Below are 26,595 nucleotides of genomic sequence, written 5' to 3'. Positions count from 1 at the left end.
CGAGTCCTGCGGGAATCCTTGGGATTCCTTGGATGGCAATTTCATGCAACGACGGTGATGGTTATCGATTCATCGAAAAAGACTGCGTGGAATCAACGATTGGACGTGTTTTCCCGCATTTTCCCGTTGTAGCCCGCGCTGTCCCGGGTTATCACTTGTCCATCGGGACGAACTCCATGTCGCATCCGCGGGGGATGGTCGGCGGCGCATAGCGCCTGCCGGGACGGGAGATTTGTGTCGGGGCTGGTCGGGGTGCAGGGGTGACGGGAATTCCGTCAAATTATTGGGGGCAGGGCTTTTCGCCGCGTGGCGAGAAGAGCCGCTTTGTCCTCCCTGCAGATTTTCGTGCCACCGTGAAAACCGCCTCTGGCGACCAGCGCATCCTCTGCCTCGACAAGCACGCCAAGCATCCCTGCCTTGTCGGGTTCGGCCTGTCCCGCGCCGAAAGCTTTGCCGACCAGATCGCGCACGAGGAAGCCGTGGCCCTGCAGCGTGGCGAGGACTTCGATCCCGACATGCGTGCGGCGCAGCTCTATGGCTTCATCCGCACCTCTTTCGATGAGTCCGGTCGCTTCGTCCTGCCCGACCACCTGGGCGAACAGGCCGCAATCGGCGATGCGCTGTATTTCCATGGCGGCGGATCGTCGTTCACGATCTGGTCGCCCGAAGTGCTGTTCGAAATGGGTCCCGGCTGGGACAGCGCCAAGGCGACCTGCCGCGCGCTGATGGCCGAGGCTGCGGCCAAGGGGAAGCGCAAGTGACCCCCGAAACCCCCGCCACCCCCGTGTTTCCCGATCCGCGCGCGCCGCACGTTCCGGTGCTGCTTGACGAGGTCTTGGCCGCGCTTTCACCTGCGCCGGGTGACCTGGTCGTGGACGCCACGTTCGGTGCCGGCGGCTACACTCGCGCGCTGCTGGATTCGGGTGCGACCGTCCATGCCTTCGACCGCGATCCCGATGCGGTGGCGGCCGGGCGGCTCTGGGGAGAAACCTGTGGACAACCTGTGCGTCTGGTTCTCCATCCCCGGCGTTTTTCCGAACTGGCGGAAGGACTTGCGGAGGCCGGAATTGCGCGGGTTCAGGGCGTGGTCTTCGACATCGGCGTATCCTCGATGCAGCTGGACCAGGCGGAGCGCGGATTTGCGTTTTCCAGCGACGGCCCCCTAGACATGCGGATGTCCCAGGAAGGGCCCAGCGCGGCCGATTTCCTGAATGAAGCCGATGAGGGGGAAATTGCCGACGTCCTCTACCGTTACGGGGAAGAGCGTCAGTCGCGCCGGATCGCGCGGGCCATTGTCGCCGCGCGCCCCCTTTCCACCACCGGGCAGTTTGCCGCCGTTGTCCGCAAGGCATTGGGCTGGCGGCCCGAAGCACGGGGCAAGGGTGCGCCCAAGGACCCTGCAACCCGCAGCTTCCAGGCGGTGCGCATCCACATCAACGGTGAACTGGACGAGCTGGTGGCCGGGCTTGCCGCCGCAGAGCGCGTGCTGGCACCGGGCGGGCGGCTGGCCGTGGTCAGCTTCCACAGCCTGGAAGACCGCATCGTCAAGCAGTTCCTGCGCGAAGCATCGGGATCGATGCCCGCCGGATCGCGCCACCTGCCGCAGATCGCATCCGCCGTAAGCCCCGCCTTCGGGAAACCTTCCGCGGCGATCCGTCCGACACCCGCGGAAGAGGCGCGCAATCCCCGCGCGCGTTCCGCCACCCTGCGCTGGGCCGTCCGCACCGACGCACCCGCCAGGGATCTTCAAGGGAGCTTCGCGGCATGATCGTTACCGCAAACCGCCTCCGCTCTATCGGCTGGATCGCACTGCTGCTGCTGTGCGGTGCGCTGCTGATGGTGCTGGCGTTTCGCGTCAACGCGCTGCGCAGCCAGGTGCACCGGGCCGAGGCGAAGATCGTCGCGCTGAAGCAGGAGAAGATGTACCTCGAGACCGAGTTCGAGACGCGCGCCAACCAGCAGCAGCTGAAGGCGTGGAACGACGTTGAATTCGGTTATGTGGCCCCCACCGCCGGGCAATATCTGGAAAACGAGCGCCAGCTGGCCTCGCTCTCCATGCCGGCAGACCCCGGTGCGCCCGAGCCGATCCGCGTGGCCAGCATGGATGATGCCGTGGTGGCGCAGGCGGCGTTTCCGGCGATGGTTTCGCCGCTGACCGGCCAGCCGATGGGCGCCGATGCGCCGGCGGTGAAGATCGACGCGAGCGCCGATGGCGCGCAGCCGGTGAAGGTGGATCACGCCACGGCCGCCGCCTCGCTGGGCGAGAAGCTGGCGACGGTGCGGCGCAGCGATGACGAGCCCGCCAAGGCGAAAGTCAAGGACAAGGCTGACACCAAGGTCAAGACCGCCGGGAAGGAGTCCGTCAAGGCGACTGCCAAGACTGCGGCGAAGAAGACCGTGGAGAAGGTGGCCGCCAAGCCTTCCGTCAAGAACGCCGCGAAGCCTAAGGCTGCGGCGGTGAAGACCGCGAAAGCGGGCGATTCCAAGCCCAATCCCAAGACCACCAAGCCGGTGAAGCTGGCGATGAAGGACGAAAAGACCCGGAAGTGAACGCACTCACCGCCTCGGCCGCGATAGCGACTGGCCGCGTCCAGCTGGCCAATGTGCGCCAGCGCTCGCTGGTTACCGCCAAGGTGCGGGTGCTGTGGGTGCTGCTTCTGTTCGTGTTCGCCACGCTGACCGCGCTGGTGCGGATCGGGCAGCTGGGCCTGTTCGAACAGACGCCCGAACGCGCCTCGCTGGCCGAAGCGCTGCTGCCGCCGCGCGGCGAGATCACCGATCGCAATGGCGTGCCGCTGGCGCGCGCGTTTCCGTCCTATTCGCTGTGGTTCAATCCCAAGGCGCTGGGCGAGGGCGGGCTGCCGCTGGTGAAGACGCCCGAGGAAGTGGCCAAGGCGCTGGTCGCGATCTGGCCCGACGCCGACTACAACGACATCCTTTCGCGCCTGAAGGCCGGCAAGCCGAGCTACCTGCGCCGCCGCGTGCTGCCGGAAGAGGCGAACAAGGTGTTTGCGCTGGGCGAGCCGGCGCTGGAATTCCCCCGCGAGAACCAGCGCTATTACCCGCAAGGGTCGCTGGCGGCGCACGTTCTGGGCTTTGTCGACAAGGACGGCAACGGCCATGTGGGCATGGAGCAGGTGCTGGAAAAGCGCCTGCTCGATCCTGCGCAGCGCGGCACCCCGGTGCAGCTGGCCATCGACGCCCGCGTGCAGGGCGCGCTTGAGGACGAGCTGGGCCGCGGCATGATGGAATCCAACGCCAAGGGCGCGGCGGGCATCATCCTGGATGCCGACAGTGGCGAGGTGGTGGCGCTGGCCTCGCTGCCATCGTTCAACCCCAACCGTTCGGACCTTGCCTACAACGACCTGGTGTTCAACCGCGTGTCGAACCAGGTCTATGAACTTGGATCGGTGATGAAGCCGATCACCATTGCCGCCGCGATCGACGCGGGCGTGGTGACCAACATGGCAACGCGCTATCCCGCAGGGCCGTTGAGCATTGCGGGCTTCACAATCCATGACAGCCACAACTTCGGCGCATCTCTGAACGTGCCCGAGGCGCTGATCCATTCGTCCAACGTGGTGACCGCGCAAGTGGCCGACAGGCTTGGCGGGCCGGCGCTGAAGCGCACGATGATCGCGCTGGGGATGAACGAGCGCCCGACGATCGAGCTGCCCGCGCGCGGCTTCCCGCTGTTTCCGCACGGCACCGACAAGGCGGGTGACTGGGCGCGGATCACCACGATGACGGTCAGCTATGGCCACGGCATGGCGGTGACGCCGCTGCATCTCGCCTCTGCCTATGCCGCGCTGGTCAATGGCGGCATCTGGCGGCCGGCAACGCTGTTCAAGGTGGACCCGGCGAACATCCCGGCCGGGCGCCGCGTGTTCAGCGCATCGTCGAGCGCGCGGATGCGCCAGCTGCTGCGCCTGATCGTGCAGGATGGCACCGGGCGCAAGGCCGATGCGCCGGGCTTCCGCGTGGGTGGCAAGACCGGCTCTGCCGAAAAGCCGGGCACGGGCGGATACCGCCGGACCTCGCTGATCGCCACGTTCGCCGCCGCCTTCCCGATGGACAAGCCGCGCTTTGTGGTCGTCGCCATGCTTGACGAGCCGCAGGGCACGCAGGCCACCAGCGGGCAGCGCACCGCCGCGTGGAACGCCGCCCCCGTGGTCGGCCGCGTGGTGCCGCGCGTGGGCCCGCTGCTGGGCGTGGTGCCCGATGCCAGCCGCGATGTGGACATCACCGACCTTTCCCCGCTGGTGGGCAACGGAGAGGGCGAATGAAGCTGGCCGACCTTGCCACCGCAGCCGGCCTGCCCATTCCCGCCAACGGGGATGCGCAGGTGACCGGGTTCGCCATCGACCATCGCAAGGTGGCGCCGGGCACGGTATTCGGCGCGTTTCCGGGCACGCGCTTCAACGGCGAGGACTTCATCGAAGCCGCCGTGGCCGCAGGCGCGGTGGCGATCGTGGCGCGGCCCGAAGCGAAAGTGGAAGGCGCGGCCCACCTGGCCGATGCCGAACCGCGCCGCCTGTTTGCCCGCGTGGCGCGCGGCTTTTTCCAGCCGGTGCCCGCAACGGTGGTGGCCGTCACCGGCACCAACGGCAAGACGTCCACCGTCGAGATGGTGCGCCAGATGTGGCGCATGGCGGGGCACTCGGCCGCCTCCATCGGCACGCTGGGCGTGACCACGGCGGACGAGAGCGTCTCCACCGGGCTGACCACGCCCGATATCGTCACGTTCCTGTCCAACATGACCGGCCTTGCGCGTGAAGGCGTGACGCATGTGGCCTATGAAGCATCGAGCCACGGGCTCAGCCAGTTCCGCAACGAAGGGCTGCGCGTCATGGCCGGCGCCTTCACCAACCTGTCGCGCGACCATCTCGATTACCATGCGACGATGGAGGATTATTTCGCGGCCAAGATGCGCCTGTTTGACGAAGTCGTCTCCCCGGATGGAACCGCCGTCCTCTGGAGTGATGACGACTGGTCGGAACAGGCGGTTGAGCACGCCCGCCGAAGGGGGTTGCGGCTGCTCACGGTGGGAGAGCGGGCGGAGGGAATCCGCCTGCTCTCCCGCACACCGACGCATCTGGGGCAGGTGCTTGAGCTGGAGCACGAGGGCGCGCGCCGCAAGGTGACGCTGCCGCTGATCGGCGCATACCAGGCGGCGAACGCGCTGGTCGCCGCCGGGCTGGTGCTGGCAAGCGGGGGCGGGGCGGAGCGCACGTTCGAGGCGCTGGGCCGGCTGCAGCCGGTGCGCGGACGGCTGGAACGCGCGGCGATCAGCCGCACTGGCGCGCCCGTCTATGTCGATTATGCGCACACGCCCGATGCGATCGAGGCCGCCATCGCGGCGCTGCGCCCGCATGTGGCCGGGCGGCTGATCACGGTGTTCGGCGCCGGGGGTGATCGCGACGGGGGCAAGCGGCCCGAGATGGGCCGCGCCGCCTGCGCCGGATCGGACGTGGTGATCGTGACCGACGACAACCCGCGTGGCGAGGACGCAGCCACGATCCGCGCCGCCGTGCTGGCCGGCTGCGATGGCAAGGCGCGCGAAGTGGGCGACCGCCGCGCTGCCATTGCCGAGGCCGTGGCCATGGCCGGGCGTGACGATATCGTGCTGATCGCCGGCAAGGGGCATGAACAGGGCCAGATCATCGGGCGGGGCGAAGCGATGCGCGTCCTGCCGTTCGACGACGTCCAGGTTGCCCGGGAGTGCACTGCATGAACGCTCATCCCGCCATGCTGGCATGGCCCACCAGCCCCGATGACGATCGCGGCACCGCGCTGTGGACCGCGCGCGAGATTGCCGAGGCCACGGGTGGCCGCGCCTCTGCCCCGTTCGCCGTAGCGGGCGTGGGGATCGACAGCCGCGAGGTGATGGAGGGCGAGTTCTTCCTGGCGCTGAAGGGCGGGAATTCCGACGGGCACCGCTTCCTTGACGGCGCCTTTGCGCGCGGGGCGGCGGGCGCGTTGGTGGATCGGCCGGTGGATTACCCGCACGTGCTGGTGGAGGACACCACCGCCGCGCTCGAAGCGCTGGCCATCGCCGCACGCGCGCGGGTGGACGCGGGCGTGATCGGGGTGACGGGTTCTGTCGGCAAGACCGGGGTGAAGGAGGCGATCTTCGCCGCGCTTGACCGGGGCAGCCGGGGCCGCGCGCACCGTTCGGTGAAAAGCTACAACAACCACGTGGGCGTGCCGTTGAGCCTTTCGCGCATGCCATCGCGCACCCGGTTCGGCATTTTCGAGATGGGGATGAACCACGCGGGCGAGCTGGCCGCGCTGACCCGGTTGGTGCGCCCGCACGTGGCGGTGGTGACCACGGTGGGCCCCGCGCACATCGAGAACTTCAATGGCGAAGAGGGCATCGCCGACGCCAAGGGCGAGATCTTTGAAGGGCTGGAACCCGGCGGCACCGCGATCATCCCCGCCGACAACCGCCATTTCGAGCGGCTGAAGGCCAAGGCGGCGCGCCATGCGGGGCGCATCGTCTCGTTCGGAACGGCGGCGCATGCGGACGTGCGGCTGATCGATGCGGTGCCCGCGCCGGGCGGCGGCACGCTGGTGACGGCGGACCTCGAAGGGCGCAAGCTGTGCTATACCGTGGCGATGCCGGGCGAACACTGGATCGCCAATTCGCTGGCGGTGATGGCGGCGGTGAGCGCGATCGGCGGCGATCTTGGCGCGGCGGGCCTTGCGCTGGCCGAGATGGAAGGACTGGCCGGGCGCGGCGCGCGCCACCGCATCCCGGCATCGGGCGGCGACGGATCGGGCGAGGCGCTGCTGATCGACGAAAGCTATAACGCCAACCCCGCATCGATGCGCGCCACGCTGGCGCAGCTGGGGCTGACCCCGGCGGCACGGCGGGTGGCGGTGCTGGGCGCGATGCGCGAACTGGGCGCGGATGGCCCGCGCTATCACGCCGAGCTGATCGAGCCGCTGCGCGCGGCCAAGGTGGACCGGGTGATCCTCGTCGGGCCCGAAATGGCTCCGCTGGCCGAAGCGCTGGGGAAAAGCGATTCCCCGATGCTTGCGGGCGGGATTGAAACCGATCATGTCCAGACCACGGCCGAGGCGGCGGAATGCCTCGCTTCCAATGGTCCAAGGGGCGGACCGAGGGGCGGGGACGCCATCCTGGTCAAGGGGTCGAATTCTGTCGGGCTGGGTGCGCTGGTGCGTGCCCTTACGGCCAGGGAAAACTGAATGCTCTATATCCTGGCGCAATGGCTCCATTTCGAGGGGCTGGCCAACCTTATCCGTTACCAGTCCTTTCGGGCGGGCGCCGCGCTGCTCACCGCGCTGGCCATCGGCCTGTTGATCGGGCCGCGCTTCATCAACATGCTGCGCGTGCGGCAGGGCAAGGGCCAGCCGATCCGCGAGGATGGGCCGCAATCGCACCTGGCCAAGCGCGGCACGCCGACGATGGGCGGGCTGATGATCGTGATCGCGCTGACCGTGGCGCTGGTGCTGTGGATGGACCTGGGCAGCCGCTATGTGTGGGCAAGCCTTGCCGTCACGCTGGGCTTCGGACTGATCGGCTTCCTCGACGATTATGACAAGGTGACCAAGTACGCGCACAAGGGCGTGCCGGCCAAGGTGCGCCTGCTGGGCGAATTCGTGGTGGCGGGCGTCGCCGCGTGGCTGGTGGTGACCGACACCAACCTGCACGTGCCGGTGTTCAGCAACCTGTATATCCCGCTGGGGCCGTTCTATTACCTGTTCGCCGCCTTCGTGATTGTGGGTGCGGGCAACGCCGTGAACCTGACTGATGGTCTGGATGGCCTGGCGATCATGCCGGTGATCATCGCATCGGGCACCTTCGCGATCATCGCCTATCTGGCGGGCCGCGCGGACTATGCCGTTTATCTCGGCATTCCGCACGTGCCGCGCGCGGGCGAACTGGCGATCTTCTGCGCCGCCACGATGGGGGCGGGCCTTGCCTTCCTGTGGTTCAACGCGCCGCCCGCGGCCGTTTTCATGGGCGATACCGGCAGCCTTGCGCTGGGCGGAATGCTGGGCGTGATCGCGGTTTCGGTGCATCACGAGATCGTGCTCGCCATCGTGGGCGGCCTGTTCGTGATGGAGGCTGTTTCGGTGATCGTGCAGGTCTTCGTCTACAAGCGCACGGGCAAGCGCGTGTTCCGCATGGCGCCGATCCACCACCATTTCGAACAGCTTGGCTGGCGTGAATCCACCGTGGTGATCCGCTTCTGGATCGTCTCCATCGTGCTGGCGCTGCTCGGCCTTGCCACGCTGAAGGTACGATGAGCGGATGATCGTTTCCCCCGCCTTCGCCGGCAAGCGCTATGCCGTGCTGGGTCTGGCCCGTTCCGGGCTGACCAGCGTGGAGGCGCTGCTCGCCAGCGGGGCGACGGTAACCGCGTGGGACGGTCGCGAGGAACCGCGCGCGGGGATAGAGGGCAGGGCGGAGATCGCCGATCCGCTGACGCTGGACCTCAACGGCTATGCCGGGGTGGTGGTTTCGCCCGGCGTGCCGCTGAACCGCCATCCCATCGCCGCCCATGCCGCATCGTTCGGCGTGCCGGTGATCGGCGACATCGAACTGTTTGCGCAGGCGCGGGCGAACCTTCCCGCGCATCGCGTGGTGGGCATCACCGGCACCAACGGCAAATCCACCACCACGATGCTGGTGCATCACATCGTCAGCGCGGCGGGCATCCCGGCGCGGCTGGGGGGCAACATCGGCCTGCCGATCCTGGGGCAGGAGCCGCTGGGCGAAGGCGGTGTCTATGTGCTGGAACTGTCCAGCTACCAGATCGACCTGACGCGCAGCCTGGCCTGCGACGTTGCGGCGCTGATCAACATCAGCCCCGACCATCTCGACCGCTACGACGGGTTCGAGGGCTATGCCGCGTCAAAGGCACGGCTGTTTTCGATGCAGCATGAAGGCAACCACGCGGTGTTCGGCCGGGGGGACGCCAACACGCTGCGCATCGCGGGCGAAGCGGCCAATGCCGCAGGCGGACCGCAGGTGCACATTGTCGATCCCGACCAGCTTGCGGGACAGGCTGACTGGCCTTCGCTGCAGGGGCCGCACAACCTGCAGAACGCAGCCATCGCGGTGGAGATCGCGCGGCAGCTGGGCATTGGCGAGGACGTTTGGCGGCCTGCGCTGGCCAGCTTCATCGGCCTGCCACACCGCATGGAGCGCGTGGCCGAGGCCGATGGCGTGCTGTTCGTGAACGACAGCAAGGCAACCAATCCGGCCTCCACAGCGCCGGCGCTGGGTGCCTATCCGCGCATCCACTGGATTCTGGGCGGGCTGCCCAAGGGCGACGATCTAGACGAATGCGTCCCCTATTTCAGCCATGTGGTGCAGGCCTATACCATCGGCGAGGCGGGGCCGCGCTTTGCCCAGATCCTTGAGCCGGTGATGCCGGTGCAGCGCAGCGAGATGCTGTGCGATGCCGTGCGGCAGGCGATGGATGCGGCGCAGCCGGGCGACGTGGTGATGCTGTCCCCCGCCTGCGCCAGCTTTGACCAGTTCCGCGATTTCGAGGCGCGGGGCGAAAGCTTCCGCCAGATCGTGAACGCGCTGATTGCCGATCGGTCTGCGCCGTGCCCGCCGGTGGAGACGCCATGACCGCCACTGCCGAGCCGACCCGCCAGATCACCACGCCCACCCGCGATGGCGGCGTGAAGGTGATCGGCCGCGCCAACCGCTATCGCCGCAGCCGCCGCAGCGAGCTGGTGATCTGGTGGCGCGAGATCGACCGCGTGCTGCTGGGGCTGGTGATGACGCTGGTGGTGATCGGCACGGTGGCCGTTGCCGCCGCTTCGCCCGCCAGCGCGCATCGCCTGTCCACCGCGCAGAAGAACCTGGGCGATCTCTACTTCTTCTGGCTGCACCTGCGCTGGCTGGCAGTGGGCATGGTGGGCATGTTCGTGTGTTCGCTGCTGCCCAAGGAAACCGCACGGCGGCTGGCCATCGTGCTGGCGGCCACGATGCTGGTGGCGCTGGTGCTGGTGCCGCTGGTGGGCAGCGAGGTGAAGGGGGCCAAGCGCTGGCTGTGGATCGGCTTTTCGCTGCAGCCTTCGGAATTCCTCAAGCCCGGCTTCGCCATCGCGATCGCGTGGGTGCTTTCATGGAAAGTGCGCGATCCCAATATTCCGGTGCTGCCGATCACCATCGGCCTGATGGGGATGACCGGCGTGCTGCTGATGGCGCAGCCGGATTTCGGCTCCACCGTGCTGTTCGGCGGGGTGTGGTTCGTGCTGGTGCTGCTGTCGGGCCTTTCGGTGAACAAGATCCTCTACAGCTTCGGCGGCGGCATCGTGGTGGTCGTGCTGGCCTATCTGTTCTATCCCAACGCCACGCACCGCATCGATGCGTTCCTTTCGGGCGGCAGCGAGTTTGATCAGGTGGACCTTGCCATGCGCACGCTGCTCAACGGCGGGTGGAGCGGTGCCGGGCTGTGGCTGGGCAGCCGCAAGATGTCGCTGCCCGAGGCGCATACCGACTATATCTTCTCGGTGATCGGCGAAGAGTTCGGGCTGGTCGCCTGCGCCGTGATCGTGGTGATCTATTGCGCCATCGTGGTGCGCGTGATGCTGCGCATGATGGACGAGGAAGACCTGTTCACCGTGCTCGCCGCCGCCGGGCTGACCGCGCAGGTGGCGGGGCAGGCGTTCATCAACATCCTCGTCAACCTGCAGCTGTTCCCGTCAAAGGGCATGACCCTGCCGCTGATCTCCTATGGCGGGTCGTCCACCATCGCCCTGCTCATGGGCGTGGGCTTCCTGCTCGCCATCACGCGCCGCAATCCCTATCTGAGCCGCGAATCCTTCGACTTCAGGGAGCTTCCGCGGAAATGAGCGCGGTTTCACGGCACTATGTCCTCGCCGCCGGGGGCACCGGCGGGCATCTGATCCCTGCGTTCGCGCTGGCGGTGGAGCTGGAACGGCGCGGGCATCACGTTGCGCTGGTCACCGACGAGCGCGGCGCGAAGATTCCCGGCAAGCCCGCGTTCCTGCCCGCACACGTGCTGCCGGCCGGGCGCATGGCGAAGAATCCCATCGCCGCGCTGAAGGCGCTGCGCGCCATCTGGCAGGGGCGCGGCATGGCGCTGCGCCTGTTCGAAAGCTTCCAGCCTTCGTGCGTGATCGGCTTTGGCGGATACCCGGCGCTGCCCGCTTTGCTGGCGGCGCAGGCGGCCGGGATTCCCACCGTGATCCACGAACAGAACGCCGTGCTGGGCCGGGTCAACCGCTTCCTCGCCAAACGGGTGGACGCCATCGCCACCGCCTATGCCGATGTCGACCGGCTCGATCCCAAACTGTGGGGCAAGGTGCGGCTGGTCGGCAATCCGGTGCGGCCCGAAGTGCTGGCGCTGCGTGGAGAGCCTTTCCCCGAATTCACCGAGGACAGCCTGTTCCGCGTGCTGGTGACCGGTGGCAGCCAGGGCGCATCGGTGCTGTCAGAGGTTGTGCCCGACGGCCTCGCCATGCTGCCGCCTGCGCTGCGGCACCGGCTGCAGGTGACGCAGCAGTGTCGGCCCGAGGATATCGAGGCGGTGCGCGCGCGCTATGCCAGCCACCACATCCCGGCCGAACTGGGCACCTATTTCGAGGACATGGCCGGCAGGCTGGCCGAGGCGCACCTATTCATCGGGCGCGCGGGCGCATCGACCATTGCGGAGCTGACCGCCGTGGGCCGCCCCGCCATCCTCGTGCCGCTGCCCATCGCCACCGACGACCACCAGGCCTTCAATACCCGCGAGATCGTGACCGCGGGCGGAGCCAGGGCCATCCGCCAGTCCGGCTTCACTCCCAAGGAACTCGCCAAGCAAGTGCAGACCATGGCGCTTCACCCGCAAACCCTGTGCAATGCGGCGCACGCCGCGTGGAACTGCGGCCTGCCCAACGCGGTGGGCGACCTTGCCGACCTGGTGGAAAGCTTTGGCGGTGAACCGCTGATGGACGTGATCCGCGTGGATACGGGGGCAAAGGCCGCGCATGCCGGTTCGGAAGCGCTGGCGCGGGAGAACGCACAGTGATCCTTCGACACGCTCAGGATGAGCGGATTCAGATCTTTATCCTTACCCCGCTCGTGCTGAGCCTGTCGAAGCACGCTGGCGCAACCGGAGCCGCAGAGTGAAGGGCGTCGGGACCGAGATCGGGACGATCCACTTCGTCGGCATCGGCGGCATCGGCATGTCCGGCATTGCCGAGGTGATGCACAACATGGGCTATTCGGTGCAGGGGTCCGACATCGCGGAAAGCTATGTCGTCGAAGGCCTGCGCCAGCGCGGCATCGCGGTGATGATCGGGCACCGCGCGGAAAACGTTGACGGCGCATCGGTGGTGGTCACCTCCACCGCGGTGAAGCGTGACAATCCCGAGGTCGTCGCCGCGCTCGAAGCGCGCGTGCCGGTGGTGCGCCGCGCGGAAATGCTGGCCGAGCTGATGCGGCTGAAGAACACCGTGGCGGTGGCCGGCACCCACGGCAAGACCACCACCACCTCGATGGTCGCCTGTCTGCTCGATGCCGGCGGGGTCGATCCCACGGTGATCAACGGCGGCATCATCAACTCCTATGGCTCCAACGCGCGGCTGGGTGACAGCGACTGGATGGTGGTGGAAGCCGACGAGAGCGACGGCTCCTTCCTGCGGCTCGATGGCACGATCGCGGTCGTCACCAACATCGATCCCGAACACCTCGATCACTATGGCAGCTTCGACAAGGTGAAGGACGCCTTCGTCGAATTCATCGAGAACGTGCCGTTCTATGGTGCGGCGATGCTGTGCATCGATCATCCCGAAGTGCAGGCCATCATCCCCAAGGTGCGCGATCGCCGCGTGGTGACCTATGGCTTTTCCGCGCAGGCCGACGTGCGCGGCGAGGGCGTGACTCCGATCCCCGGCGGCAACCGCTTCACCGCGGTGCTGCGCCAGCGCGATGGGTCGTTCCAGCGGATCGAGGATATCGAGCTGCCGATGCCCGGTCGCCACAATGTGCAGAATGCGCTGGCCGCCGTGGCCGTGGCGCGCGAGATGGGCTGCTCGCACGAATGCATCCGCACCGGCTTTGCCAAGTTCGGCGGGGTGAAGCGCCGCTTCACCAAGGTGGGCGAGGTTGCCCTTGATGGTGGGGGCGTCACCATCATCGACGATTACGGCCACCACCCGGTGGAAATCCGCGCCGTGCTCGCCGCCGCGCGCGAAGGGGTGAAGGGCCGGGTGATCGCCGTGGTCCAGCCGCACCGCTTCACCCGCCTGCGCGATCACATGGAAGACTTCCAGGGCGCGTTCAACGATGCCGACGTGGTCTATGCCGCGCCGGTCTATCCCGCGGGCGAACAGCCGATCGAGGGCGTTGACAGCGCCGCGATGGTTGAAGGGATCAAGGCCCGCGGCCACCGCAGCGCGCACCTGATCGCCGGGCCGGAGACGCTGGCGGTGGAACTGGCCGGCACGATCCAGCCGGGCGACATGGTCGTGTGCCTGGGCGCGGGCGACATCACCAAATGGGCCGCAGGCCTTGCCGCCGCGATCGAGCGCGAGAAGGCACCGGCGTGACCACGCTCACCGCCATCCCTCCCGTGCGCGGCAAGCTGACGCCCAATGCGCCGCTCGCGCCGCTGGTCTGGTTCAAGTCCGGCGGCATGGCGGAATGGCTGTTCGAGCCGAAGGACGTGGCCGACCTGCAGGACTTCCTCGCCGCGCTGCCGCCGCAGGTGCCGGTGATGGCGCTGGGGCTGGGGTCCAACCTGATCGTGCGCGATGGCGGGGTGCCCGGCGTGGTGGTGCGGCTGGGCAAGGCCTTTGCCAAGGTCGAAGCCGTTGACGAACTCACGCTCAACTGCGGCGGCGGGGCCAGCGGTATCCTCGTGTCCAGCACCGCGCGCGACCATGGCATCGCCGGCCTCGAATTCCTGCGCTCGATCCCCGGCACAGTCGGCGGCTTCGTGCGGATGAACGGCGGTGCCTATGGCCGCGAGGTGAAGGACATCCTCGTCGATTGTGACGTGGTGATCCGCAGCGGCGAGATCGCCACGCTGCCGCTGTCCGAACTCGGCTACACCTACCGCCATTCCGATCTGACCGACGGCTCCATCGTCGTCGCCGCGCGCTTCCGGGGCCATCCCGGCGAACCCGCCGCCATCCAGGCCGAAATGGACCGCATCAGCGCCGCGCGCGAAGCCAGCCAGCCGCTGCGCAGCAAGACCGGTGGCTCCACCTTCAAGAACCCGGATGGCGGCAAGGCGTGGGAACTGGTCGACAAGGCCGGCTGTCGTGGCCTGACCATGGGCGGGGCGCAGGTGAGCGAGAAGCACACCAACTTCCTGATCAACACCGGCACCGCCACCAGCACCGAGATCGAGGCGCTGGGCGAGGAAGTGCGGCGCCGGGTGAAGGATCAATCCGGCGTGGAACTGCAGTGGGAAATTCAAAGGGTAGGGCGTCCGTGACACTTCCGAAACTTCATGTCGCGGTTCTGATGGGGGGCTGGTCGTCGGAACGGCCCGTTTCGCTCATGTCGGGCGAGGGCGTGGCCAAGGCGCTCGAGTCCAAGGGCCACACCGTGACGCGGATCGACATGGACCGCGACGTCGCACTGCGCCTCGCCGAAGCGAAGCCTGATGTGGTGTTCAACGCGCTGCACGGCTCGCCGGGCGAGGATGGCACGGTGCAGGGGATGATGGACCTGATGGGCCTCACCTACACGCACTCGGGCCTCACCACTTCGGTCATCGCCATCGACAAGGAGCTGACCAAGCAGGCGCTGGTGCCGCATGGCGTGCCCATGCCCGGCGGCCGCGTGGTGAAGACCGAGGAGCTTTACGCCCGCGATCCGCTGCCGCGCCCCTATGTGCTCAAGCCGGTGAACGAAGGTTCCTCGGTCGGCGTCGCCATCGTCACCGCAGACGGCAACTATGGCGATCCGATCAGCCGTGACAGCGTGGGCCCGTGGCAGGAATTCGACGAACTGCTGGCCGAACCCTTCATCCGCGGGCGCGAGCTGACCACCGCTGTCCTTGGTGACAAGGCGCTGATGGTCACCGAACTGCGTCCCAAGTCCGGCTTCTATGATTTCGACGCCAAGTACACCGACGGCATGACCGAGCATGTCTGCCCGGCGGAGATTCCTGACGAGATCACGCAGGCCTGCAAGGACATTGCCCTGCGTGCGCACCAGCTGCTGGGCTGCAAGGGCACCAGCCGCAGCGATTTCCGCTGGGATGACGAACAGGGCGTGGAAGGCCTGTTCCTGCTGGAAGTGAACACCCAGCCGGGCATGACCCCGCTCAGCCTCGTGCCCGAACAGGCGAAGGCGCTGGGCATGGACTACCCCACGCTGGTAGAAGCGATCATTGCCGAAGCGTTGCAAGGGGCTGACGCGCGGCAAGGAAAGGGCGGCTGATGGCGCAGACGATCCGGCGTGGCGGCAAGGGCGTGCGGCGGGCCGCCGCCACGCGCAACACGCGCGCCAAGGTCGCCACCGCGCGCAAGCAGACCGGCACCATCGTCGATCAGGCGGTGCGCGCGCTGCCGTTCAGCGACGAGACACTCCACCGCATCGTGATGACGGTGATCTTCGGCATCGCGGCGATCCTGCTGTGGGTGATCATCCAGATGGCTGGCATCCCGCTGCTGGTGGAAGAGCAGGCGGCCACGCTTTCGTCCAAGGCGGGTTTCAAGGTCGTCCACCTGCAGGTGCGCGGCGTCAACCGCATGAACGAGCTGAAGATCTATGACAAGATCCTGGGCCAGAGCGATCAGGCGATGACCCGGCTCGATCTGGAAGGCGTGCGTGAACAGGTGCTGCAGCTTTCGTGGGTGAAGGACGCGCGCGTATCGCGCCAGCTGCCCGAAACGCTGGTGGTCGATATCGTGGAGCGCAGCCCGCACGCGGTGATGCGCGGTGACGATGGCAAGCTGACGCTGATCGACGAGACCGGCCATGAACTGGAAGCCGTGTCCAAAGCCCGCGCGCGCGGCCTGCTGGTGCTTTCGGGAGAAGGCGCGGAACAGCACGTGGTTGACCTGGGCAAGCTGCTGGAAGCCGCGCCCGCGCTGAAGCCGCAGGTGGCCGAGGCCGAATGGATCGGCAACCGCCGCTGGAACCTAACCTTCAAGACCGGCCAGGTGCTGGCGCTGCCCGAAGGTGACCGGGAATCGGCCGGCGCGCTGCTGACCTTCGCCCGCATGGACGGCGTGGACCGCCTGCTGGGCGGCAAGGTGGCGGCGTTCGACATGCGCGCGCCCGATCGCATCTATCTGCGCGTTCCCGGCCATGCCGACCAGATGGCCGCCGATGCCAAGGCCGCCGCTGCCGCAAAGGCTGCGGCGAAGAAGGCCGCACCGACCGCCACCGCCACCGCCGATGCCAGCCTTGCCGCCGCCAAGGCGCCCAAGACGGCGCGGGATTGACGCCAGGATGGCCATTCCCCGGATCACCAAGGTCTTTGCGGCCGTCAACATCGGTTCGTTCCGCACCTCCGCGATGATCGCGGGGCTGTCAGAGAACGGCGAGATGGTCGTGCTTGGGTCCGGCCACCGCGCCAGCCAGGGGATCAAGCGCGGTTATGTGACCGACATGCAGGCGGCGACGCATTCGGTGCGCGACGCGATCGAACGTGCTGAAAAGATGGCCAACGCCAGCGTGCAGAGCGTGTGGATCGGCTGTTCCGGCGCCGGCCTTGCCAGCACCACCGCGCGGGTCGAGGTGGAAATCGGTGGCCGCCGCATCGAGCAGGACGATATCGAACACCTGCTGGTGGCGGGGCGCGAGGTGATCCAGCCCGACGGGCGCAGCGTGCTGCATGCCCAGCCTGCGCACTATACGCTCGATGGCGCGCACGGCGTGCCCAATCCCAAGGGCCTTCATGCCGAGCGGCTGGCCGTGGATATCCACGTGATGCTGGCCGATGGCGCGCCGGTGCGCAACATCAAGGAAACGGTCGAGAACGCGCACCTGAAGGTAGAGGCCGTGGTCGGCGCGCCGGTGGCGGCGGGCCATGCCTGCCTCACCCCGGAAGAGCGCGAGATCGGCGTGGCGCTGGTGGAATTCGGCGCGGAGGTGACCACGGTTTCGGTCTATGCCTCGGGCATGTTGCTGGGGATGCAGGTGATCCCCTTCGGATCGGGTGACATCACCGACGCCATCGCCAGCGCCTTCGGCATCCGCCGCTATCAGGCCGAACGGCTCAAGTGCATGTCGGGCTCGGCCATCGCCAGCCCGGCTGACCACCGCGAGATGATCCCGGTCAACGCGCCGGGCGATCCCGAAGGGGCAGGGCCGCTGGCGCGCCATGCCGATGACAAGAACCGCATTCCCCGCGCCGAGCTGATCTCGGTGATCACGCAGCAGCTGGGCCACTTTACCGAGGAAGTCTCGCGCGCGTTGAAAGCCATGGGCTTTACCGGGCAGCGCGGGCAGCAGGTGGTGTTGACCGGAGGCGGCGCGCAGTTGCCGGGCCTTGCCGATTTTGCGCAAGGGGCGCTGGGCCGGCCGGTGCGCATCGGCTCTCCACCCACCATGCTTGGCCTGCCGCCGGGCCATGCGACTCCAAGCTCGTCCACGCTTGTCGGCCTGGTGCTCTATGCTGCGGCCGATCCGGTGGACATTCGCGCCATCGGCCCCAGCTTTCGCCCTGACGAGGGATATAGCGGATTCGGCCTGTTTCGCCGGATCTGGCGCGCCATTCGGGAATACTTCTGACGTGGATAGGGGCCTTGCCGTATGCGCCGTCGCAAAACCGACGCATATTGGCGATGCGAACTGTGGAAAAGCCGGGTTTGGCTTTGATTAGTCAAATCCATTCGTGCCAAAGCAGCAGTTGAAACATTGGCACAAACGTAACCCCATCCGGGAGACCGACATGAGCATCAACATCGGACCGCCGGCGATCGACGAGCTTCGGCCCCGCATCACGGTGATCGGGGTGGGTGGCGCAGGCGGAAACGCCATCGCCAACATGATCAACGCCAAGATCGAAGGCGTGGATTTCGTCGTCGTCAACACCGACGCGCAGGCGCTGAACAATTCGATCGCGGAAAACCGCATCCAGCTCGGCCCTGATATCACGCAAGGCTTGGGCGCGGGCGCCCGTCCCGAAGTGGGCCGCGCCGCCGCCGAAGAGACGATGGAAGACATCGAGCGCGCGCTTGATGGCGTGCACATGTGCTTCATCGCCGCCGGCATGGGTGGCGGCACCGGCACCGGCGCCGCGCCGGTCATCGCCGAAGTGGCCCGCCGCAAGGGCGTGCTCACCGTGGGCGTGGTGACCAAGCCGTTCCTGTTCGAAGGCACGCGCCGCATGCGCGCGGCGGAATCGGGCATCGAGGAACTGCAGAAGCACGTCGACACCCTGATCGTCATCCCCAACCAGAACCTGTTCCTGGTGGCGAAGGCGGAGACGACCTTCAAGGAAGCGTTCCAGCTGGCCGACGAAGTGCTGCAGCAGGGCGTGCGTTCGATCACCGACCTGATGGTGATGCCCGGCCTGATCAACCTCGACTTTGCCGACGTGCGTTCGGTGATGGGCGAGATGGGCAAGGCGATGATGGGCACGGGTGAGGGCGATGGCCCCAACCGCGCGCTGGAAGCGGCCGAACGCGCCATCGCCAACCCGCTGCTCGATGGCGTTTCGATGCAGGGCGCGAAGGGCGTGATCATCTCGATCATCGGCGGCGACGACATGAAGCTGCTCGAAGTCGACGAAGCCGCCAACCATATCCGCGAACTGGTCGATCCCAACGCGAACATCATCTGGGGTTCGGCGTTCAACCCAGACCTTGATGGCAAGATCCGCGTCTCGGTGGTCGCCACCGGCATCGAACAGAGCGCCGAACAGGCAGAGATCGCCTCGCGCCCGATGAACCTGGGTGGCGCGCGTGCGCCGTCGTTCCCCGGTTCCGCCGCTCCGGTGCGCGCGCCCGAACCGGCGCCTGCGCCCGCCGCCGCGCCATTCGCGCCGCCCCCTGTGGCCGAGCCCGAGCCGGTCGTCGCGGCAGAGCCCGAGCCGGAGGAAGCGCTCGACCTGACGCTGGACCTCAGCGAGGAACCGGCTCCGGCCGCCGAGCCCGAGGAACTGCAGCTTGGCCCGGCGGACGAGGAAGAGCCGCCGCTGCCGCCGCGTTTCGGCCGCGCCCAGCCGGCGGCTGCCGCGCCCAAGCCGGCCGCGCCGGCTGCCGGCAGCACGCTGTTCGAACGCATGGCCAACCTCTCGCGCGGCGCCGGTCGCGAGGATGAGGCGGAAGAAGAGGGCGGGTCGCTCAACATCCCGCGCTTCCTCGGCCGCCAGAACAACCAGTAATGCATTGGCGGCGCGGCCTGTCCCTCTGGATGGGCCGCCCGCCGCATCGGCGACGCGTGTTGTCGCCGCTTCAGGAAGGCCCCGCTAAGCGGGCAGCATGATGCGCCGATTCGCTTCCTTCACTGCGCTGGCCCTTGCGCTTGCCGCCGCGCAGCCCGCCTTGGCCCAGCAGGCGGATGACGACGAGGGCCCCGCCACCGTCTCGCGCCCGGTGGTCCAGCCGATCGGCCAGAACGCCGGGCAGCAGCTCAACTCGGCGCTCTCCCGCCTGGCCCGCGATCCGCGCAATGTCACCGCGCTGGTCGATGCCGGCAACGCCGCGATGGCCCTGGGTGACAACGACGCCGCCATCGGTTTCTTCACCCGCGCCGATCAGGTCGCGCCCGGCAACGGCCCGGTCAAGGCGCAGATCGCCTCGGCCATGCTGCGTGGGGAAGACCCGCTGGCTGCGCTGCGCTGGTTCGACGACGCCGAGCGCGCCGGGGCAGACCCCGTCGCCATGGCGCTGGATCGCGGTCTTGCCTACGACCTGGTGGGTGACAACGTGGCCGCGCAGGCGCAATATCGCCTCGCCCTTTCACGCGGGCCGAACGAGGAAGCCAGCCGCCGCTATGCGCTGAGCCTCGCCATCGCGGGTGACCGGCAGGGCGCGGACCTGATGCTCGCGCCGCTGCTGCAGCGGCAAGAGCGCGCCGCGTGGCGCACCCGGACCTTCATCCTTGCCATCACCGGCAATCCGGACGAGGCGGTTTCGATCGCCCGCGCCTCGATGCCGCCGGATCTTTCCGCCGGGATCACGCCCTATCTGCGCTACATGCCCCGGCTCACCCCGGCGCAGCAGGCGGGCGCGGCGAATCTCGGCCGCTTCCCGCGCGCGGCGGACATCGGCCGCGACGATCCACGCGTGGTGCAATACGCCGCGCTCCACCCGCGCCCCGTGGTCCGGGTGGCCGTGGCCCCCGCGCCGCAGGGCCAGACGCTGGGCGGCCGCCGTGACGACAAGTCGAAGCGCCGCCGTCCGGGCAGCAACGACCGCCCGGTGCAGGTCGCTGCGGCAACACCGGTGCAGACCAGCGCGATTCCGCTGCCACCGCCGCCTCCGCCGCCGGGGCAGGCCAGCGTGTCCGCTGCGGCCAGCCCATGGAGCGTGCCGCTGCAGCAGCAGGCCCGGCAGCAGGCGCGCCCCGCTGCCACCACGCCGCCGGTCCAGTCCGTTTCGCGCCCGGTGGTCCAGCCGACGCCCCAGCCGACGCAGCAGTCAACCAGGCCCGCGCCGACTCCCGGCTTCGATCTGGCGCAGGCGGGTGGCAGCAGCGTCACCACACCCGCCCCCACCACGCCCCCCTCCACCACAGCCGCGTCCACCTTGCCCGCGCGCCCCACCGTGCTGTCGCGGCTGGACGTGCCGCCCGGTGCCATCCGCCCGCCGGTGCCCACGCCGGGGCCGGTCGCCGCTGCTACGACCCAGCCGGTGCCGACTGCCTCTGCGGCCACCGCCGCTTCGCCCACCGTGGCGCCGGCACCCACGCAGCTCGCGCTGGCCACGCCCCAGCCACAACCTCAGCTGCAACCCCAGTCCCAGTCCCAGTCCCAGTCCCAGGCCCAGCCAGCAACCGTCGCCACCGTTTCGCAGCCGGTGGTCCAGCCCCTGCCGCCTGCCGCCACGCCGCCAGCGCCGCCCCCGCCGGCGGAGGATTTCCGCAGCCTGTTCAACGGTTTCGAACCGCCCGCCGACGAGCAGGCGAGCAAGGTTGCCGCGGTCGACATCACCCGCATTCCCGCGCCCGTGCGCAAGAAGCCCGAGCCCAAGGTCGAGCCGAAGCCTGAGCCCAAGCCGGAAACCAGGCCAGAACCCAAAGTCGACGCCAAGGTCGCCGCGAAGAAGGGCAAGGACCTGGCGGAAGACATCGCCGATTGCGAACCCGCGCCCAAGGGAAAGGCCGCCAGGGGCAAGCCCGCCCCTGTGGCCAAGGGCAAGCGTGGCGCGAAGCAGGCCGACACCTGCGTCACCAGCACCCGCGGCGAACGGCCAGATGGCCCGACCGCGGTTTCCCGCACCGAGGAAAAGACCGTCAAGGGCGCCAAGGGCAAGGATACCCGGGAAGCCAAGGCCGCTGTCAGCCATCCCAGCCGCATCTGGGTGCAGGTGCTGACCGGATCGGACCGCGATCGCATGGGCGGCGAATGGCGCAGTCTGGTGCGGCAGGCGGCGGCGCTGAAGGGCAGGAAGCCGTTCATCACCCCGTGGCGCAGCAACTTCCGCCTGCTGACCGGCCCGTTCGAGAGCGAAGGGGCCGCGCAGGATTTCCTGAAGACACTGCGCAAGGATGGCGTCAGCGGCTTCCAGTGGACCAGCCCGGCGGGGCAGGTCGTGGATACGCTCGCGCTCAAGTAACGCCCTTCGCGGCCGCAGCGGGAACTGCCGCAGCTTGCGCCTGTTCACCTCCTGTCCACAGCTTTTGAACAGGGTTGTCGAGTTTTGCCCAACGCCCTGTTAACCTGCCGTTGCCGTTGATCGCGTGCTCCGCGATGAAGCGGCAGGACGAACGGCCGGGATTTTCTGGCCGTCGATCAGGGCGATAGCCCCGGAGAAATGCGTGATGCGGACCGGCCACGACGACAGCGAACGCGAGGACGCGGCGCCCGTCGATATGCTTGCCTCGCTGTTCGAGGCGCGCGGGTGGCCCTGCGAATTCGTGTCCGATGACGAGATCCAGGGCGAGATCCAGGGGTCCTGGGCGAATTACCAGATCCGCTGCGTATGGCGCACCGAAGATCACGTGCTGCAGATCCTCTGCCTGCCCGATATCCGCGTGGCCGAAGACAAGAAGGCTGCGGTCTACGAAGTCATGGCCCTGATCAACGAACAGGTGTGGATCGGCCACTTCGACATGTGGTCCAACGGCAGCGTGCTGCTCTATCGCCACGCGCTGATGCTGGGCGATGATGGCTTGCTCAGCCTGGGCCAGGCGCAGGCGGCGATCGAGGCGGCGGTTGACGAATGCGACCGCTTCTACCCCGCCTTCCAGTTCATCCTGTGGGGTGACAAGAGCCCCGCCGAAGCGCTCGCCAGCGCACTGGTCGACGCCGCGGGCGAGGCCTGACGCACTCTTTCCTCTCCCCAGGGGGAGGGCGATGAAGTGCCCCCTCAGCGTACGCAAAATCTCTCCGCCCGCTTGCGGGCGGGGGCAGGGGTGGGCAAAGCCGCAGCCACAGGTTCAGCGGAGATTCGGTGATGCATTTCCTCCAGTTCGGTTGCGGCAATATGGGTGGCGCGATGCTCGCCGGATGGCTGGCCGGCGGCTTCGCGCCGGAAAGCTTCACCGTGGTCGATCCCTATCTTGCGCAGGCGCCGCAGGGTGTGCGCCTGCTGCCGGCCGCGCCGGCGGGTGAAGCGCCCGCCGATGTCGTGCTGCTGGGCTTCAAGCCGCAGCAATTGTCCGATGCCGTTGCCTCGGTGCGCCCGCATGTCGGGCCCGGCACGCTGCTGCTCTCGATCCTCGCCGGGGTTGACATGGCCACCCTGCGCGCCGCCTTTCCCGATGCGCAGGCGATCGTGCGGGTGATGCCGAACCTTGCCGCCGCGCTGGGCAAGTCGCCCATCGCGCTGGTCGGCGATGCGCAAGGGGATGCGAAGGCGCTCACCGAGAAGCTTATGGCCCCGCTGGGCCAGGCCGAATGGCTTTCGGGCGAGGACCAGATGGACCTCGTCACCGCGCTCGCCGGTTCCGGGCCGGCCTTCGTCTATCGCGTGATCGATGCGCTCGCCACCGGCGCGGCCAACCTCGGCCTGCCGCGTGACCAGGCGGACCGACTGGCGCTGGCCATGGTAGAAGGCGCTGCGGCGCTGGCCGCGCAATCGCCCCATGCGCCTGCCGAACTCGCCCGCCGTGTCGCCAGCCCCGGCGGCGTGACGCAGGTCGGCATCGATGTGCTCGACGCCGACGATCGCCTGCTGCGCCTGATGGAAGACACCCTGCGCGGGGCGCGTGACCGCAGCGCCGAGATGACCGAGCTGGCGCGGGCGAAGTAAGAGGGCTCCAAATGCCCCTCTCCTTCAGAGGATGTGTTGGATAGGGCTGACTTGCTCTCATGCCCGGTGGGGAGGGGCCGGGGGTGGGGGTTCAACCCATCAATCAACCCCATGAAACAAAGCCTTAATTCCTGCCAGATACAATTTGTCACACTCGCTTCTGTCCGGTTTCGCTTGAAAGCGGATCGGTGGAGGACGATATTGGCCGCATCGGGCCATCGTGGCCCGCATTTGGAGAGATGAAGCACATGGCAAACTGGAACGACCCTCAGCCCGGGATGGGCTTCGGCGCGTCTCCGAGCCTTTCCGGTGCCACCGGCCGCGGCGAGGTCTTCGACGCCGGGCTGCGCAAGCACATGCTGTCGATCTACAACTACATGGCCTCCGGCGTACTGCTGTCGGGCGTTGTCGCGCTCGTCTTCGCCACTTCGGGCATGGCCGAGGCGGTGTTCGCCACCCCGCTGCGCTGGCTGATCGCGCTTGCCCCGCTGGCCTTCGTCATGGTGATGAGCTTCGGCGTCAACCGCCTGTCCACCACCACGTTGCAGGCGCTGTTCTGGGCCTTTGCCGGCGTGATGGGCATGTCGCTGTCGTCGATCTTCTTCGTGTACACCGGCCCTTCGATCGCGGCGACGTTCTTCGCCACTGCGGGCGCCTTCGCCGGTCTCAGCCTGTTCGGCTACACCACGCAGAAGTCGCTGTCGGGCCTCGGCACGTTCCTGATCATGGGCCTGTTCGGCATCCTGATCGCGTCGCTGATCAACCTGTTCCTGCAGTCGCCGGGCCTTGCCTGGGGCATCAGCTTCCTTGGCGTGCTGATCTTCGCGGGCCTCACAGCCTATGATACGCAGCGCCTGAAGAACGAATATGCCTATGTCGCGGGCACCGAATATGCGGGCAAGTCGGTGGTGATGGGCGCGCTGACGCTCTACCTCGATTTCATCAACCTGTTCATGATGCTGCTGCGCTTCATGGGCGATCGTCGCTGATCGTCGCGTAACGCAGGGGCTTCGCCCCCGGATCGGCATCGGTCCGTCGCATAAATGTCCGGCCCGGCGGGTTTTTTCACCCGCCGGGCATTTTCTTTGGTTTCCGCCCGGTTTATCCAATCAGTTCAACTTGGCGAAAGCGCCGCGCCGCACATTGCTGCACAACGGCTGCTTTTCGGGGGAGTATCGATGTTCCGTTTTCCGCGCGTTCCCGCGCCTGTCCTCATGGCCTCGGGCCTCGCCATCGCGCTGGCGTCCTGCGCGCCCAAGGCGCCGCCACCGCCGCCTCCCCCGCCGCCGCCCAAGGTGGTGATCGTGCCACCGCCCAAGCCGATCCCGCCCAATGGCGCTTCTGACAATCTGGTGTTCCCTCCTGCGGACCAGAACGGGTTGCGCGTGTCGGTCAATCGCAACATCACCACCGCGCAGATGCTGTGGAATCTGCGCTCGGCCTACAACGTCGCGGCGCTCAACTGCAGCGGGCCGGCTCATGCCGAAATCCTGCCACGCTATCGCGCCTTCCTCACCGCCAATGCCAAGGTGCTGACGGCGGCGAACAAGAAGGTCGATGCCGAATTCAAGAGCCGCTTCGGCACGAAGTTCGTCGCCCCGCGCGAGGCGTACATGACCTCGGTCTACAACCACTTCGCCCTGCCGCCCACGCTGCCCGATTTCTGCGATGCGGTGCTGGCCGTCAGCCGCGATGCGATGACGGTGAAGCCGGTGGAACTGGAACAGTTCGCGGTGCGCAGCCTGCCGAACATCGAAGTGGTGTTCGACGATTTCTATCGCCGCTATGAAAAGTACCGGACGGACCTGGCCGAATGGAACGCCCGCTTCGGGCAGACCACGTCGGCCGCGCCCACGGTGGCCCTGCCACAGCCTTCGGCGGGCGGTGTGTCGCACTGATCTGCGGCTGAAAAAAGTCACGCGGGGTCTTGGCAGGGCGGTGGCCCTGCGCTAATGGCCGCGCTCTCGCCGGGCTTTGGTCCGGGCGGGCGATACTGGGAACGGGGCCGTAGCTCAGCTGGGAGAGCGCGTCGTTCGCAATGACGAGGTCAGGGGTTCGATCCCCCTCGGCTCCACCAGATCCCCAAAGGGCCGCCGGTTCGTCCGGCGGCCCTTGTGGTGTTTGGCCCCGGTTTTGGTCTTGCGTGGCAGCGCGGAAGGTCCAGATAGATTGCACCAGCTGCCGGAACACGATTTGCCATGCATTTTCTCGACCAGGCCAAGATCTATATCCGTTCGGGCGCGGGCGGCCCCGGCGCGGTCAGCTTCCGGCGCGAAAAGTACGTGGAGTATGGTGGCCCTGACGGCGGCAACGGCGGCAAGGGCGGAGATATCATCTTCGAGGCGGTGGCCGGGCTGAACACCCTGATCGACTTCCGCTACAGCCAGCACTTCAAGGCGCAGCGCGGCATGGGCGGCGCAGGCCAGAACCGCACCGGCGCGGGCGGCAACGACCTCGTCATCAAGGTCCCGCTCGGCACGCAGGTGCTGGATGACGAGCGCGAGACCGTGCTGGCCGACTTGACCGAGCCGGGCCAGCGCGTGGTGCTGCTGCGCGGCGGCGATGGCGGGCGCGGCAATCTCAGCTTCAAGTCCTCCACCAACCGCGCCCCGCGCCAGGTCGGCCCCGGCTGGCCGGGCGAGGAAATGTATGTCTGGCTGCGGCTGAAGCTGCTTGCCGATGCGGGCCTCGTCGGCCTGCCCAACGCGGGCAAGTCCACCTTCATCAACCAGATCACCAACACCAAGGCAAAGGTCGGCGCCTATGCCTTCACCACCACCCGGCCGCAGCTGGGTGTGGTGCGGCACCGGACCCGCGAATTCGTGCTGGCGGACATCCCCGGCCTGATCGAAGGCGCGGCCGACGGGGCAGGGATCGGTGATCGCTTCCTTGGCCACATCGAACGCTGCCGCGTGCTGATCCACCTGATCGACATCCACGGTGATACCGACCCGGTGGAGGCGATGCAGATCGTCGACGAGGAACTGTCCGCCTATGGCGCCGGGCTTGATGAAAAGCCCAAGCTGGTGGCGCTGAACAAGATCGACCTGGTCGACGCCGAACTGGTCAGGGCGTTCAGCGAGGAACTGCTGGAAGCGGGCGCGGATGAAGTCTTCCCGATCTCGGGCGCGACGGGCGCGGGCATGGATGCGCTGCTCGATGCGGTGCTGGCCTACCTGCCGGTGGCGACCGTGACCGAACGCCCCACCGGAGAGGTGGAGGAAGAGGAAGACCGCAAGCCGTGGTCTCCGCTCGGCTGATCGCGTCCAA

The 26,595-nt window shown here is 67.7% G+C and carries 22 protein-coding genes and 1 tRNA gene; all 23 read left to right on the top strand.

Going from position 1 to position 26,595, the window contains the following annotated elements:
- Positions 1 to 353: 353 nt before the first annotated feature.
- The 23 genes from POM99_RS08975 (at position 354) to obgE (ending at position 26,585) form a co-directional block, all read left to right on the top strand.
- The gene (locus POM99_RS08975; protein ID WP_277276914.1) at positions 354 to 761 is read left to right on the top strand and encodes an MraZ C-terminal domain-containing protein; all 408 of its coding nucleotides are present in this window, start codon (positions 354 to 356) and stop codon (positions 759 to 761) included.
- On the top strand, positions 758 to 1,768 hold the full coding sequence (rsmH, locus tag POM99_RS08970) for a 16S rRNA (cytosine(1402)-N(4))-methyltransferase RsmH (RefSeq protein WP_277276912.1): 1,011 nt from the start codon (positions 758 to 760) through the stop codon (positions 1,766 to 1,768). The genes POM99_RS08975 and rsmH overlap by 4 nt, the downstream gene beginning before the upstream one ends.
- The gene (locus POM99_RS08965; RefSeq protein ID WP_277276909.1) at positions 1,765 to 2,550 is read left to right on the top strand and encodes a hypothetical protein; all 786 of its coding nucleotides are present in this window, start codon (positions 1,765 to 1,767) and stop codon (positions 2,548 to 2,550) included. Before rsmH ends, POM99_RS08965 begins: the two co-directional genes overlap by 4 nt.
- On the top strand, positions 2,547 to 4,286 hold the full coding sequence (locus POM99_RS08960; RefSeq protein WP_277276907.1) for a peptidoglycan D,D-transpeptidase FtsI family protein: 1,740 nt from the start codon (positions 2,547 to 2,549) through the stop codon (positions 4,284 to 4,286). The genes POM99_RS08965 and POM99_RS08960 overlap by 4 nt, the downstream gene beginning before the upstream one ends.
- Positions 4,283 to 5,734 carry a UDP-N-acetylmuramoyl-L-alanyl-D-glutamate--2,6-diaminopimelate ligase gene (locus POM99_RS08955; RefSeq protein WP_277276905.1) on the top strand — a complete coding sequence of 484 codons (1,452 nt, stop codon included), beginning with the start codon at positions 4,283 to 4,285 and terminating at the stop codon, positions 5,732 to 5,734. The genes POM99_RS08960 and POM99_RS08955 overlap by 4 nt, the downstream gene beginning before the upstream one ends.
- Positions 5,731 to 7,212 carry a UDP-N-acetylmuramoyl-tripeptide--D-alanyl-D-alanine ligase gene (locus POM99_RS08950; protein WP_277276903.1) on the top strand — a complete coding sequence of 494 codons (1,482 nt, stop codon included), beginning with the start codon at positions 5,731 to 5,733 and terminating at the stop codon, positions 7,210 to 7,212. The genes POM99_RS08955 and POM99_RS08950 overlap by 4 nt, the downstream gene beginning before the upstream one ends.
- Positions 7,213 to 8,277, top strand: coding sequence for a phospho-N-acetylmuramoyl-pentapeptide-transferase (gene mraY / locus POM99_RS08945; RefSeq protein WP_277276901.1), 1,065 nt, complete (start codon positions 7,213 to 7,215; stop codon positions 8,275 to 8,277).
- A gap of 4 nt (positions 8,278 to 8,281) precedes the next feature.
- Positions 8,282 to 9,613 (top strand): UDP-N-acetylmuramoyl-L-alanine--D-glutamate ligase, encoded by a 1,332-nt coding sequence (gene murD, locus POM99_RS08940; RefSeq protein ID WP_277276899.1) that lies wholly within the window; start codon positions 8,282 to 8,284, stop codon positions 9,611 to 9,613.
- Positions 9,610 to 10,845 (top strand): FtsW/RodA/SpoVE family cell cycle protein, encoded by a 1,236-nt coding sequence (locus POM99_RS08935; RefSeq protein WP_277276897.1) that lies wholly within the window; start codon positions 9,610 to 9,612, stop codon positions 10,843 to 10,845. The genes murD and POM99_RS08935 overlap by 4 nt, the downstream gene beginning before the upstream one ends.
- Positions 10,842 to 12,026: an undecaprenyldiphospho-muramoylpentapeptide beta-N-acetylglucosaminyltransferase gene (gene murG, locus POM99_RS08930; protein WP_277276894.1), complete on the top strand. Its 1,185-nt coding sequence runs from the start codon at positions 10,842 to 10,844 to the stop codon at positions 12,024 to 12,026. The genes POM99_RS08935 and murG overlap by 4 nt, the downstream gene beginning before the upstream one ends.
- A gap of 97 nt (positions 12,027 to 12,123) precedes the next feature.
- Positions 12,124 to 13,548 carry a UDP-N-acetylmuramate--L-alanine ligase gene (gene murC, locus POM99_RS08925; RefSeq protein ID WP_277276892.1) on the top strand — a complete coding sequence of 475 codons (1,425 nt, stop codon included), beginning with the start codon at positions 12,124 to 12,126 and terminating at the stop codon, positions 13,546 to 13,548.
- Complete coding sequence (gene murB / locus POM99_RS08920; RefSeq protein WP_279644556.1) at positions 13,497 to 14,441, top strand: UDP-N-acetylmuramate dehydrogenase; 945 nt, start codon at positions 13,497 to 13,499, stop codon at positions 14,439 to 14,441. The genes murC and murB overlap by 52 nt, the downstream gene beginning before the upstream one ends.
- Entirely contained in the window at positions 14,438 to 15,394 is a 957-nt protein-coding gene (locus POM99_RS08915; RefSeq protein WP_277276888.1) for a D-alanine--D-alanine ligase, read from the top strand. Before murB ends, POM99_RS08915 begins: the two co-directional genes overlap by 4 nt.
- Entirely contained in the window at positions 15,394 to 16,404 is a 1,011-nt protein-coding gene (locus POM99_RS08910; RefSeq protein WP_277276886.1) for a cell division protein FtsQ/DivIB, read from the top strand. The genes POM99_RS08915 and POM99_RS08910 overlap by 1 nt, the downstream gene beginning before the upstream one ends.
- A 7-nt stretch (positions 16,405 to 16,411) precedes the next feature.
- Entirely contained in the window at positions 16,412 to 17,695 is a 1,284-nt protein-coding gene (gene ftsA / locus POM99_RS08905) for a cell division protein FtsA (RefSeq protein WP_277276884.1), read from the top strand.
- Between the two features lie 160 nt (positions 17,696 to 17,855).
- The gene (gene ftsZ, locus POM99_RS08900; protein ID WP_277276882.1) at positions 17,856 to 19,292 is read left to right on the top strand and encodes a cell division protein FtsZ; all 1,437 of its coding nucleotides are present in this window, start codon (positions 17,856 to 17,858) and stop codon (positions 19,290 to 19,292) included.
- Between the two features lie 97 nt (positions 19,293 to 19,389).
- Entirely contained in the window at positions 19,390 to 21,687 is a 2,298-nt protein-coding gene (locus POM99_RS08895; protein ID WP_277276880.1) for an SPOR domain-containing protein, read from the top strand.
- A 205-nt stretch (positions 21,688 to 21,892) separates the two neighbouring features.
- Positions 21,893 to 22,396, top strand: a complete 504-nt coding sequence (locus POM99_RS08890; RefSeq protein ID WP_277277218.1) for a type III secretion system chaperone family protein — start codon at positions 21,893 to 21,895, stop codon at positions 22,394 to 22,396.
- Positions 22,397 to 22,527: 131 nt separating this feature from the next.
- Positions 22,528 to 23,325: a pyrroline-5-carboxylate reductase gene (gene proC / locus POM99_RS08885; protein ID WP_277277216.1), complete on the top strand. Its 798-nt coding sequence runs from the start codon at positions 22,528 to 22,530 to the stop codon at positions 23,323 to 23,325.
- Positions 23,326 to 23,573: 248 nt separating this feature from the next.
- Positions 23,574 to 24,314 carry a Bax inhibitor-1/YccA family protein gene (locus POM99_RS08880; RefSeq protein ID WP_277277214.1) on the top strand — a complete coding sequence of 247 codons (741 nt, stop codon included), beginning with the start codon at positions 23,574 to 23,576 and terminating at the stop codon, positions 24,312 to 24,314.
- Positions 24,315 to 24,503: 189 nt separating this feature from the next.
- Complete coding sequence (locus POM99_RS08875) at positions 24,504 to 25,223, top strand: hypothetical protein (RefSeq protein ID WP_277276878.1); 720 nt, start codon at positions 24,504 to 24,506, stop codon at positions 25,221 to 25,223.
- A gap of 103 nt (positions 25,224 to 25,326) precedes the next feature.
- Positions 25,327 to 25,402 (top strand) — tRNA-Ala (locus POM99_RS08870).
- Between the two features lie 121 nt (positions 25,403 to 25,523).
- Positions 25,524 to 26,585 carry a GTPase ObgE gene (gene obgE, locus POM99_RS08865; protein WP_277276876.1) on the top strand — a complete coding sequence of 354 codons (1,062 nt, stop codon included), beginning with the start codon at positions 25,524 to 25,526 and terminating at the stop codon, positions 26,583 to 26,585.
- The last annotated feature ends 10 nt before the right edge of the window (positions 26,586 to 26,595 follow it).

This window comes from Novosphingobium cyanobacteriorum (assembly GCF_029436685.1).
In the GTDB taxonomy this organism is placed as follows: domain Bacteria; phylum Pseudomonadota; class Alphaproteobacteria; order Sphingomonadales; family Sphingomonadaceae; genus Novosphingobium; species Novosphingobium cyanobacteriorum.
The sequence above is the reverse complement of the archived record's forward strand: the minus strand, read 5'-3'. Positions and strand labels throughout refer to the sequence as shown.